The 12,408-nt window shown below is 65.2% G+C and carries 10 protein-coding genes; 7 read left to right on the top strand and 3 right to left on the bottom strand.

Features of this window, described 5'->3' with window-relative positions:
- Positions 1-80 precede the first annotated feature (80 nt).
- Positions 81-851, bottom strand: a complete 771-nt coding sequence (locus ABE960_RS07765) for a class I SAM-dependent methyltransferase (RefSeq protein WP_349761673.1) — start codon at positions 849-851, stop codon at positions 81-83.
- Between the two features lie 96 nt (positions 852-947).
- Between ABE960_RS07765 and gloB the strand changes: the two genes are divergently transcribed.
- The 7 genes from gloB to ABE960_RS07730 all read left to right on the top strand — a co-directional run bounded on the left by gloB (position 948) and on the right by ABE960_RS07730 (position 10,753).
- Positions 948-1,715: a hydroxyacylglutathione hydrolase gene (gene gloB / locus ABE960_RS07760; protein WP_349761672.1), complete on the top strand. Its 768-nt coding sequence runs from the start codon at positions 948-950 to the stop codon at positions 1,713-1,715.
- Positions 1,716-1,788: 73 nt separating this feature from the next.
- Positions 1,789-2,970, top strand: a complete 1,182-nt coding sequence (locus ABE960_RS07755) for a transglycosylase SLT domain-containing protein (protein ID WP_349761671.1) — start codon at positions 1,789-1,791, stop codon at positions 2,968-2,970.
- Between the two features lie 43 nt (positions 2,971-3,013).
- The gene (locus tag ABE960_RS07750) at positions 3,014-4,843 is read left to right on the top strand and encodes an extracellular solute-binding protein (protein ID WP_349761670.1); all 1,830 of its coding nucleotides are present in this window, start codon (positions 3,014-3,016) and stop codon (positions 4,841-4,843) included.
- A 152-nt stretch (positions 4,844-4,995) separates the two neighbouring features.
- On the top strand, positions 4,996-6,069 hold the full coding sequence (locus tag ABE960_RS07745) for a microcin C ABC transporter permease YejB (RefSeq protein ID WP_349761669.1): 1,074 nt from the start codon (positions 4,996-4,998) through the stop codon (positions 6,067-6,069).
- Positions 6,070-6,072: 3 nt separating this feature from the next.
- Complete coding sequence (locus ABE960_RS07740; protein ID WP_349761668.1) at positions 6,073-7,146, top strand: ABC transporter permease; 1,074 nt, start codon at positions 6,073-6,075, stop codon at positions 7,144-7,146.
- The gene (locus ABE960_RS07735) at positions 7,139-8,725 is read left to right on the top strand and encodes an ABC transporter ATP-binding protein (protein ID WP_349761667.1); all 1,587 of its coding nucleotides are present in this window, start codon (positions 7,139-7,141) and stop codon (positions 8,723-8,725) included. The genes ABE960_RS07740 and ABE960_RS07735 overlap by 8 nt, the downstream gene beginning before the upstream one ends.
- A gap of 285 nt (positions 8,726-9,010) precedes the next feature.
- A complete protein-coding gene (locus ABE960_RS07730; protein WP_349761666.1) occupies positions 9,011-10,753 on the top strand; it encodes a sensor domain-containing diguanylate cyclase in 1,743 nt (580 codons plus the stop codon).
- 58 nt (positions 10,754-10,811) lie between these two features.
- Here ABE960_RS07730 and ABE960_RS07725 read toward each other — a convergent pair whose 3' ends face one another.
- Both ABE960_RS07725 and ABE960_RS07720 read right to left on the bottom strand, forming a co-directional pair.
- Entirely contained in the window at positions 10,812-11,510 is a 699-nt protein-coding gene (locus ABE960_RS07725) for a pseudouridine synthase (RefSeq protein WP_349761665.1), read from the bottom strand.
- Positions 11,510-12,325: an amidohydrolase gene (locus ABE960_RS07720; protein WP_349761664.1), complete on the bottom strand. Its 816-nt coding sequence runs from the start codon at positions 12,323-12,325 to the stop codon at positions 11,510-11,512. The genes ABE960_RS07725 and ABE960_RS07720 overlap by 1 nt, the downstream gene beginning before the upstream one ends.
- Positions 12,326-12,408 lie beyond the last annotated feature (83 nt).

Raw genomic sequence — 12,408 nt, 5'->3', positions numbered from 1 at the left:
GGTAAGCTCGCAGCTCTCGCAGCTAAGGTAGTCGAGTCAGGCCCCGGACGCGGGCCTGGGGCTCATCGATAGCCTGTCCATCATCCTTGCGACTCCTCTTCGCGAAGCGTCCCGACCCGCGTGGCACTACCCAGAGCCGGACCGGCCAGGGGGTTTGACAGGTCGAGCCGAAGGCGCTGCGACTGGGCAAGCTGGGTACGGCGCCGGGCGTGAATCATGTAACTGTCGCCCCACGGCTGGTTGTGGCGCCGGCCGAAGGTCTCAAGCAAGGTGTTGCGCGGCAGGCTGCCGGGCAGATGGAAACCGCAGTAGTCTACCCGGTCGATCTCGAAGTCGACAAACGCAAGCCAGTCTCCCAGACGCCCGGGCGTCCGCCAGCGACCCCGCCAGGGCATGAAGCGCCGGCGGCCCGGCCAGACCCGCGATAGCCCACCGACGCTCAGTGGGGACCAGCCGAAGATGATCAAGCGTCCGTCAGCGGCGGTGACGCGGGCCGCCTCCTGCAGCATGTGATGTGGGTCTGGCACTACCTCCAGCAGGTGATGGATGACCACCAGGCTCAGGCTGTCGTCGGGCAGCGGCAGGGCATCCGGCGGGCTCACCAGGGTCGACTCGTGGTCGGCCATCTCGCGGGTCGGTGACCAGCCCAGTGCATGGCGGATCGGACAGATGTCGCTCAGCATCGGGGCCATGCCCAGTTCCAGGCTGTGCCCGCCGAAGAGGCGCTCGCAGACCGGCCCCAGGCAGGCTCGCTCGGCCCGCCAGTATGCCTGTCCCGCCGGTGAGGACCAGAAGCGCCGTCCATCCCGGACCAGTCTGGCCAGTCCATGGAGATCCCGCGGATTTGACATAGAGACCTCTTCCCTCCACAGTGCCGGGTTTTGCATACCATATCGAAACGATTCGCGGCAGCGTCTGGAAACGCCTGCGTCAAGGACCCTGAGCCCATGTTGAGCGTGACACCGATAACCGCCTTTAGCGACAACTATATATGGCTGCTGCGCCAGGATACGAGCCAGGCAGTCTGCGTGGTGGATCCAGGCGATGCAACGCCAGTCATCGATTGGCTGGAGCGCGAAGGGCTCGACCTGGGCTGCATACTGATCACCCATCATCATCACGACCACACCGGCGGCCTGCGGGAGTTGATCAAACGCTATGCTCCGCGCGTGATAGGCCCGGACAACCCCGAGATCGAGGGGATCGACGAGCGAGTCGGTGACGGTGACGAGGTGAGGGTGATGGGCCGGCTATTCGAGGTGTTCGCCCTGCCCGGCCACACCCTGGATCATATCGGCTTCTTCGCGGCGGGCATCCCGCCGTTGCTGTTCGGCGGCGACGTGCTCTTCAGCGGCGGCTGCGGAAGACTGTTCGAGGGCACCCCTGAGCAGATGTACGGGTCCCTGACTCGCCTCGCGTCGCTGCCGGAAGAGACTCTGGTGTTCGCCGCCCATGAGTACACCCAGGCCAATCTGGCCTTCGCCCGCGCCGCCGACCCGGACAATGCCGATGTCGAGACGGCCGAGCAGGAATGCCGTCAGGCCCGTGAGCTCGACCGACCCACGCTGCCCAGCACCCTGGGCCGTGAACGCCGGATCAACCCTTTCCTGCGCTGTGACTCTACCGGCGTGCGCCAGGCCGCCGCCGCCCATGGCGACACCCACAGCAGCCAGGCGACCTTCACCACGCTTCGCGCGTGGAAGGATGCCTTCTGAATACACCGATGATATACCACTCCTGGCCTTGCTCTTTCGGCCGGACTTCGCATGACCTGGAGATCACCTCTCGATGACCTATTACACCGCACGTCGAAGGATCCTGGGCTTCACCAGCTGTCTCGCCCTGATGGGTTCACTGATGGCCACCGGCAACAGCCAGGCCTCTACGACCCCCCAGAGCGCTTTCAAGGAAGATTCGGCCAGTCAGAAGGCCCCATCCGCATCGTTACCCAGGAGCCAGCACTTCTGGGATGCGCTGGCCCTCGAGCCCCAGAATGCCTGGTCACGGCTCACCGAGGCCTTCCAGTGGCAGGAGGACGCCGACCATCCCCGCGTCCAGCACTGGATCGATCACTATCGCCAGAGCCCGCACAACATCGCCGAGATCACCGAGCGCGCCCGCCCCTGGCTCGCCTGGATCACCGAGCGCGTGAAGGAACGGGGCTTGCCCGGCGAGATCGCCCTGATTCCCTTCATCGAGAGCTCCTTCGACCCCACCGCCCGCAGCCATCGTGGGGCCAGCGGCCTATGGCAGTTCATGCCCGGCACGGGCAACGCCCTGGGACTGCAGCGTGGCGGCGGCTACGATGGTCGCCTCGATGTGGCCCGCTCCACCCACGCCGCCCTGGATTATATCGAGATGCAGGCCGATCAGTGGTACGAGGGTGACATCGAGCTCTCCCTGGCAGCCTACAATGCCGGGGCCGGCAACGTGAACCATGCCCGCAGAGCGGCGCTCGCCCGTGGCGAGGCCGGCAACTACTGGGACCTTCACCTGCCCCAGGAGACCATGGCCTATGTGCCCAAGCTGATCGCGATCTCGGCGATCATCGCCGACCCGGAGCACTACGACGTCGCGCTACCTGAAATCGAGGCCCAGCCGGCCGTCGCCGAGGTCCCGGTGACCCGGCCGCTGGATCTCGCCGAGGCGGCCCGCCTGGCCGGCGTCCCGCGCGCGGCCCTGGAGGACCTCAATCCCGGCCTGCTCGGCAACCGTGCCGATCCTCGTCACGTCAAGCGGCTGCTGGTCCCGGCCGACAGCGCCACTCGCATGGTGGCTCGCCTGCGCAGCGACACTCCCGACCGCTCGACCGCCAACGGCGACGAGGTCTACGTGGTCCGCCGAGGCGACAGCCTCTCGGCGATCGCCTCGCGCCATGCCGTGGCCCTGGCGGACCTGGCACGATGGAATGACATCGAGCAGCCCGACACTTTACAACCGGGGCAGCAACTGACACTTTCCGGTAGTTGATGTCCGGGGCCGCGGCCCCGCCCTGCTACAAGGATGCTGATCGATGCGACATGCTGCCCCTGGCCTGGGCCTTCTGCTGGGTGCGCTGCTCGGCGGACCGGCCCTGGCGGCCACCCCCACCGAGGTGCCAACCGTGCATGGCCTGGCGCTCTACGGCAAACCGAGCCTTCCTGCGGGCTTCACGCACCTGCCCCATGCCGATCCCGACGCCCCGGTGGGCGGAAGCCTGATCCGCTCGGCCATCGGCAGCTTCGACTCTACCAACCCCTTCATCATTCGCGGCACCCCGGCCACCGGGCTGACCGAGATCTACGATACCCTGCTGACCCAGAATCCCGATGAGCCCTTCTCGATGTACGGATTGCTCGCCGAGGGCGTGCGCCTGGACCCCGAGCGCCAGTGGATCGAGTTCGACCTTCATCCCGAGGCGCGCTTCCATGATGGAGAGCCGGTCACCGCAGAAGACGTGATCTTCAGCTTCGAGACCCTTACCGAACGGGGCCAGCCGTTCTATGCCGCCTACTATGCCGACGTGGTCGACATTCGGGCCGTGGACGAGGACACCGTGCACGTCGACCTCGCCGACAGCGAGTCCCGGGAACTGCCGCTGATCCTCGGCCAGCTGCCGATCCTGCCGGCCCACTTCTGGGAGGACCGAGACTTCGAGGCGACCACCCGTGACGCCCTGCTCGGTTCGGGTCCTTACCGCATCGCCACGGTGGATCCGGGACGGCGTATCGTCTACGAGCGGGTGCCGGACTACTGGGGCAAGGATCTCCCGGTGAACCGCGGTCGCCACAACATCGAGCGGCTGGTCTACGATTACTACCGCGACCAGACCGTTGCTCTGGAGGCCTTCAAGGCCGGCAACCTCGACATGCGCATCGAGAGCAGCGCCCGCAACTGGGCCACCGCCTACGACTTCCCGGCCCTGACAGAGGGGCTCGTCAAGCGTCTCGAGGTGGCGGACGGCCAGCCCGCCGGCATGCAGGCCTACGTCATGAACCTGCGGCGCGACAAGTTCCAGGACGTGCGGGTCCGCGAGGCCCTCAATCTGGCGTTCGACTTCGAGTGGCTCAACCGCAACCTCTTCTACGGTGCCTACGAGCGCACGCGAAGCTACTTCGCCAACTCCGGGATGGCCGCCGACGGGTTGCCGAGCGAAGCCGAGCGCCAGATGCTCGAGCCCTATCGGCAGTCCCTGCCCGACGAGGTCTTCTCCTCGCCGTTGCCGATCGAGCACCCGGACGAACTGCGACCTCGGCTGGCCAGGGCGCTGGAGCTGCTCGACGAGGCGGGATACGCGGTGCGCAACGGGGTGATGACCCACCGGGACAGCGGGGCGCCCCTGCGCCTTGAGGTGCTGCTCTACGATACCCAGTTCGAGCGAGTCGTACAGCCGCTGCTGCAGAACCTCGCCAAGCTGGGCATAGAGGGCGACATCCGCATCGTCGACGTCAACCAGTACCTCAACCGTCTGCGTAGCTTCGACTTCGACATGATTGTCGGCAGCTTCCCCCAGTCGGCGAACCCCGGCAACGAGCAGCGTGACTTCTGGACCAGCGAATTCGCTGATGTTCCCCAAAGCCGCAACCTGATCGGGCTCAGCGAGCCGGTGATCGACGACCTGGTCGAGGACCTGATCGCCGCCGACTCCCGGCAGGCACTGGACACGGCCGCCCAGGCGCTTGACCGGGTGCTGCGCTGGGGATTCTACGTGATTCCACAGTGGCACCTGGGGCACACGCGGATTGCCCTGTGGAACAAGTTCGGCTGGCAGGAGCCCTTCCCCGAGTACAACCTCGACCTGCACGCCTGGTGGGTGGACCCCCGACGCGCCGAGGAGATCGAGGACCGCCAGCGCAATCGCTGAGGGCTGTATGGAGTCAGCTGTCGGGGCAAGCCTCTGCGAAGGCTCTGTAAACCCCTCCCTGGAGACTCCATCCCTGGCGAAGGCCCCCCGATCCGCCTCGCCCCGTCAGGACTCGAGACGCTGGCTTGGATATGACTGCTTAAGGATACGCCGTGGCCGCCTACGTTCTGCGCCGCCTGCTGCTCATGATCCCCACCCTGCTGGGCATCATGCTGCTCAACTTCATCATCGTGCAGGCCGCCCCGGGTGGTCCCATCGACCAGGTGCTGGCCCGCTTCCAGGGCCTCTCAAGCCAGGCCAGCACCCGCATGGAAGGTGGCGGTGGAGATGTCACGGCGAGCGGTGAGTCTCGCGGTGCCCGAGGCGTCCCCCCCGCCTTCATCGAGAAGCTCGAGACGCAGTTCGGCTTCGACCAGCCACCCCATGAGCGCTTCCTCGGCATGATCGTCGACTATGCCACCTTCGACTTCGGCGAGAGCTTCTTCCGCGACGAGCAGGTGACCACCCTGATGCTGGAACGCCTGCCCGTATCGATCTCGCTGGGCCTGTGGACCACCCTGGTGGTCTACCTGGTCTCGATCCCGCTTGGCATCCGCAAGGCCCTGCGACACGGCTCCAGGTTCGACGTCTGGAGCTCGGGCCTGGTCATCGTCGGCTATGCCATCCCGGGCTTCCTGTTCGCGATCCTGCTCATCGTGCTGTTCGCCGGCGGCAGCTACTGGGACGTGTTCCCGCTGCGCGGCCTCACGTCGGCCGACTTCGACGAGCTGTCTGCCTGGGGCAAGGTCAAGGATTACCTCTGGCACATCACCCTGCCGGTGATCGCCTCGGCGATCGGCAGCTTCGCCACCCTGACCATGCTGACCAAGAACAGCTTCCTCGACGAGGTGCACAAGCAGTACGTGCTGACCGCCCGCGCGAAGGGTGCAAGTGACCGGCGCGTGCTTTACGGCCATGTGTTCCGCAACGCCATGCTGATCATCATCGCCGGCCTGCCCGCTGCGCTGGTGGGGATCTTCTTCACCGGCTCGCTGCTCATCGAGGTGATCTTCTCCCTCAACGGCCTGGGCCTGCTGGGCTTCGAGGCGGTGATGCAGCGCGACTATCCTGTGATCTTCGGCACCCTCTACCTCTACACCCTGATCGGCCTGGTCCTGAAGCTGGTCTCGGACCTGACCTATGTCTGGGTCGACCCGCGCATCGACTTCGAGACAAGGGAGTCCTGAGTCATGAATGCCCCACGCCCCTCTCGCCTATCGCCGATCACCCGGCGCCGCCTGGCGGTCTTCCGGGACAACCGGAGAGCACGGCTATCGCTGTGGATCTTCGCGGTCCTGTTCCTGGTCAGCCTGGTCGCCGAACTGATCGCCAATGACCGTCCGATCGTCATGCAGTATCAGGGGCAGTGGTACGCGCCGGTGCTGGTGGACTATCCCGATACCGAGTTCGGTGGCTTCCTGCCGAGTCCCGCCGACTATCGTGATCCATTCATCCGTGACGAGATAGACGCCAACGGCTGGATGCTCTGGCCACCGATCCCCTTCTCCTACGAGACCCTGGACATGGCGCTGGACCATCCCGCCCCCTCGCCGCCCACCACCCGTCACTGGCTGGGCACCGACGACCAGGGTCGCGACGTGATGGCTCGGGTCATTTACGGCTTCCGGCTTTCGGTGATCTTCGCGCTGATACTCACGGCCGGATCCATGGTGCTCGGGGTGCTGGCCGGCGGCATCCAGGGCTACTTCGGCGGCAAGGTGGATCTCATCGGCCAGCGCTTCACCGAGATCTGGTCGGGGCTGCCGATGCTCTTCCTGCTGATCATCCTGGCGAGCCTGGTGGAGCCCAACCTTTGGTGGTTGCTGGGCATCATGCTGCTCTTCTCCTGGCTGGGCCTGGTCGACGTGGTGCGCGCCGAGTTCCTGCGCGCCCGCAACCTGGAGTACGTTCGTGCCGCCCGTGCCATGGGCCTTCCCTCACACCTGATCATGTGGCGCCATGTCCTGCCCAACGCCATGGTCGCAACCCTGACCTTCATTCCCTTCCTGTTCACCGGGGCGATCACCACCCTCACCGCCCTGGACTTCCTGGGTTTCGGCCTGCCACCGGGCTCGCCCTCCCTCGGTGAGCTGGTCGCCCAGGGCAAGAACAACCTGCAGGCGCCGTGGCTCGGCATCACCGCCTTCGTGACCCTCTCGGTGATGCTCTCGTTGCTGGTATTCATCGGCGAGGGGCTGCGCGATGCCTTCGATCCCCGCCATATTCAGCATGCCGCCACCCCGAGGACAACGAGCGATGCCTGAGCGCCTGCTGCAACTCGACGACCTGACCATCGCCTTCGACGAAGTCACTGTGGTCGACCGGCTGTCACTTTCGGTGAATCGCGGCGAGACCCTGGCCCTGGTGGGTGAATCCGGTTCGGGGAAATCGGTATCGGCGCTGGGCGCCATGAGCCTGCTGCCCCCCAACGCGCGGATCGAGGGTGGAAGACGACTTGGCGGAACCGACCTCGCCACCCTCTCACCGAGGGGCTGGCGAGGACTGCGCGGCAGCCGGGTGGGCTTCATCTTTCAGGAGCCCATGACCTCGCTGAACCCGTTGCACCCTATCGGCAAGCAGATCGGCGAGACCCTGCGTATGCATCAGGGGCTCACCGGCAAGGCGGCTCGCCACCGCACACTTTCGCTGCTGGAGCAGGTCAAGTTGTCGCGTGCCGAGGAACTGATGGATGCCTGGCCGCACCAGATCTCCGGTGGCCAGCGCCAGCGCGTGATGATCGCCATGGCCATTGCCAACGAACCGGAACTGCTGATCGCCGACGAGCCCACCACGGCGCTGGACGTGACCGTGCAACAGGAGATCCTCGCCCTGCTGGCCGAACTGCGTGACGTCCATGGCATGGGCATGCTCTTCATCACCCATGACCTCAACCTGGTGCGCCGTCATGCCGACCGGATCTGCGTGATGCACCAAGGCCAGGTGGAGGAGACCGGAGCGGTGAGCGAGGTCTTCACCCGCCCCCAGAGCCCCTATACCCGCCTGCTGTTGGATGCCGAGCCGACCGGGCGGCCGGCACCCGTCGTGAACCCGACGCCCCTTCTCGAGGCCCGCGGCGTCGGGGTCCGGTTTCAGCGCCCGAAACGACTGTTTGCAAGGCGCCCGCCGCCCTTCGAGGCCGTCAAGCCCCTGGATCTCCATGTGGCATCGGGAGAGACCCTGGGCATCGTGGGCGAATCCGGCTCGGGCAAGACCACCCTGGCTCTGGCGCTGCTACGTCTGGGCCAGGGTCACGGCGAGATCGACTTCGACGGGGCGCGCCTCGATCGCCTGAACGGAAATGACCTGCGCCGTCAGCGCCGCAGCTTGCAGGTGGTCTTCCAGGATCCCTACGGCTCGCTATCTCCCCGCCTTCCGGTCTTCGATATCGTCAGCGAGGGGTTGCGATTCCACCACCCAGAACTCGCCATGGCGGAGGTCGATCGCCGGGTGCGTGACACCCTGCGCGAGGTCGGCCTGACCGAGGAGTGCGCCTCCCGCTATCCCCACGAGTTCTCCGGCGGTCAGCGTCAACGCATCGCGGTGGCCCGCGCGATCATCCTCGAGCCGCGACTGGTGGTACTCGACGAACCCACCTCGGCGCTGGATCGCAGCGTGCAGAAGCAACTCGTCGAACTGCTGCGGGGCCTCCAGTCCAGACGCGGGCTGAGCTACCTGTTCATCAGCCACGACCTCGCGGTGGTGCGCGCCATGGCCCACCGTGTACTGGTGCTCAAGGACGGCGAGGTGATGGAACAGGGAGATTGCCGACAGGTGCTCGAGCGCCCCACCAGCGACTATACCCGAGCCCTGGTGGCGGCAGCCGGCCTCGCAGAGGTCGACTGACCCTCGCTGTGGCCTCTCGAAAGGCGTTTTCAGCAATGGGCGTTCCTGCAACGGGCGATTGACTGCCGTTTTTCGAGGCACATATTCGGGAATGTGGCCTTCCCTCGCCGAATGGAAAGATAACGGTATAAGTATACTAAAAGACGCCTTTCGCTGTTGCAGACGGACCCCGGTGCCACGGCGGCGGGGTCCCATCTCTCTTGGCAAGGGAACGTTGACAAATAATCCTTTTCGGAAAATTACACTGGGTTACACTGAAATCTTGCCAAATGTCGACGAGACACCATGAGACCCCTCTTCTCGACCCTGCTCGGGACCCTGCTGATCGCCGTGCTGCTCGTCGCTCCCGCCTGCGACGCCAGCATGGCGTTGGACCTCGACGAGGGCTGGGAATACCGATGGGGCGACTCCCCCTTCCTGGCCAACGGCACACCGGTCTGGGTCGCTGAGCCCGGGGACGAGGCCGAGTGGCGACCTATCGCCTTCCCCTCCAATCCGCCCGGTCGCGATGACCACCAGCACGCCTGGTTTCGCATCACGCTGCCCGAGGGCGAATGGCGTGACCCGGTGCTGTACATCTACAGCGTCGACCTGATCACCCAGGTCTGGCTCGGTGACGAGCGGATCTACCAGTACGGTCTCTTCGATGAGAAGGGCGAGGGGCGCTTCGAGGGCTGGCCCTGGCACATGATCCGCCTGCCCGAGAGCTTCACAGGCAAGACCCTCCATTTCCGTGTGTTTTCCGACTACACCGACATCGGCCTGTGGGGGGAGGTCAAACTGATGGAACATATGGACCTGCTGAAATATGTCCTGGAGCGCTCCGCTGCCGACCTGGTGGCCAGTGCCTTCCTGATGCTGCTCGCCCTGCTCGCCTTCGTCTTCGCCGTGATAAAGACCAACCGACAAGGCTTCGTCGCCATCGGGCTCTTTGCCCTGTCATCGGGCATCATGCTGCTCGCCGAGACCCAGGCCAGCCAGTTGCTGCTCGACATTCCCCTGTTGTGGGACTATCTGGCCGCGGCGGGCTACTTCACCCTGCCGGTGGCCATGGGACTGATGCTGGAGCACTGGTTCGCCAAGCGACGTCCGATCCTGTTACGACGCATCTGGCAGTTCCACCTGGGCTACGTGATAGTGGCCCTGGGGCTCGCGATGGCCGGCATCATCGACCTCTCCAGCACCTTCCCTCCCTTCGATGCGGTGCTGTTGGCGAGCCTTGTGCTCATGTTCACCATCATCGTCATGCACCTGGGGGTACTCAATGGCGAACAGAAGCTGATCGTCATCAGCTATGGTCTCTTCGCCCTGCTGCTGGTGGTGGACATGGCCGTGGCACACGGAATGCTCGCCTGGCGCCGGGTCCCGCTGAACGTCGGCGCACTGGGCTTTGCGCTGGTGATCGTGATGATCTCGCTATGGAACTTCCGCCACACCCAGGATGAACTGCAACGCCTGAATCATTCCCTCGAGCGGAAAGTGGCCCAGCGCACCCGGGAGCTCGAGGAGATGATCTTGAAGCTTCAGGGCTTTCCCTACGAGGATGCCCTGACCGGCCTGCACAACCGCCGCTACTTCGACGAGATGCTAGAGCACGAGGGAGCCGTGGCGCGTCGCAACGAAACGCCGCTGACCCTTGCGATGCTCGACATCGACCACTTCAAGCAGTTCAACGACCTCGAGGGTCACGAGGCGGGGGATACTGTGCTGATCGGCATGGGCCGGCTATTGACCCATCACTTCAGGGAGACCGACGCGGTCTGCCGAATGGGGGGTGAGGAATTCGGCATCGTCATGCCGGGCGCGACGACCTCCATGGCCCAGGCTCGTCTCGCCGAACTGATGGACATCCTGAGCCGAACGCGCTTTCGCTATGACGGCCGGGTGCTCGAGACCGTGTCGATCTCCTGCGGCCTCGCCTCCTATCCCGATCATGCCGATGAGCCCATGACGCTGATCGGGTTCGCCGACAAGGCGCTCTATTCGGCCAAGCACCACGGGCGGGCAAGGATCGAGGCCTATTCCTGAGGGCAATCTGGGCCTGAGAGCAATCTCAGCCCGAGAGTAGCCTGAGCCTGAGCACGGCTCAGAACTGCGCCACCTCGGCCTCGGAGAGCTCTCGCCACTCGCCGGGCGCCAGCTCGCCGAGGACCAGGGGGCCGATGGACTCGCGGTGGAGGGCCTCCACATGGTGGCCGACCGCCGCGAACATGCGCTTGACCTGATGATACTTTCCCTCGAAGAGCGTCAGTTCGGCGACTCGCGGTTCACGCATCTCGAGTTCGGCGGGTCGGGTCGGCTTTTCCTCGCCTTCCAGCAGGACCCCTTCGGCGAATCGACTCACGGCATCGGCAAGCGTCACTCCCTCCAACGGCTCGGCGAGGGTGACACGATAGACCTTGCCGCAGCGCCGCTTCGGCGAGGTGACCCGGTGGGACCACTTTCCATCGTCGGTGAGCAGCACCAGCCCGGTGGTGTCGACGTCCAGCCGGCCCACCGTCTGCAACCTTTCCACATGGGGCAGGTCGATCAGTTCGCGCACCAGCGGGTAGAGGCCTCTGCGGGATGTGCATTCGACGCCCGCGGGCTTGTGGAGCATCACGTAGCGCAGGCCGACAAGCGCCAACGGCTCGCCGTTCCAGCTGACCCGACGCTCATCGTCGACCTGGGTGGCGGGGTTCTTGATCACCTCGCCGTCCACCTGCACCTCCTCGCGATGCAGCGCCTTCTTGGCCAGGCTCCGAGTCAGGTCGGTGGTCTCGCAGAGGAAACGGTCCAGACGCATCAGTAGCCCACCCCGTCGGCGAGGCCGAAGTGATCGGCATCTCGCCAGGCAGGGAACTTCTCCCGGAAGTCCTGCAGCTCATCGAGGGAAAGGGTACCCGTCTTGAGGAAGGGCTCGTCACGGGGCTCGTCGATCAGCGCCTCGCCCTTGGCATCCACCAGCATCGAGTCACCGGCGTAAGCAAGCCCCTTGGCATCCTCGCCGACCCGGTTGACGCCGATCACCGGGCAGAGGTTCTCGATGGCCCTGGCCTGCAGCAGCACGCGCCAGGGGTGGCGACGCGGGGCCGGCCAGTTGGCCACGCAGAGCATGGCATCATACTCGAAGTGCTCCTCGGGACCCGGCTTCTGGCGCAGCCAGACGGGAAAGCGCAGGTCATAGCAGACGGTGAGCAGGATGCGGAAGCCCTTCAGTTCGACGATCACACGCTCATGGCCCATGGCATAGCGCTCGTGTTCGCCGGCCATGCGGAAGAGGTGGCGCTTGTCGTAGTGAACCAGGCTGCCGTCAGGCCGCGCCCAGATCAGACGGTTGAAGTAGTCGCCGTCGTCCATCACGGCCACGCTGCCCGTGACCACACAACCGCGTCGGTTAGCCTGCTCCTGCAGCCAGGCCACGGTGCGGCTCTCGGCCATGGGTTCGGCCATCTCACGGGAATTCATGGTGAAGCCCGTGGAGAACATCTCCGGTAACACGATCAGGTCCGTGTCGTCGCCGCCGAGATCGCCCAGGGTCTCCTCGAGCATCCGACAGTTGGCATCGGGGTCTTCCCAGCGCAGATCGCACTGCACCAGGGTGGTTCTCAGTTCGCTCATGGGAAGCTCCATCAAGGTGAAGTGACAAAGCACCAGCCTACCCCAGTGTCGTCTTCGCGTCAGCCGCCCGGCCCATGGCGACC

This window comes from Halomonas aquatica, from assembly GCF_040196335.1.
GTDB classification, from domain to species: domain Bacteria; phylum Pseudomonadota; class Gammaproteobacteria; order Pseudomonadales; family Halomonadaceae; genus Halomonas; species Halomonas aquatica.
This window is presented reverse-complemented; position numbering and strand designations above follow the sequence as displayed.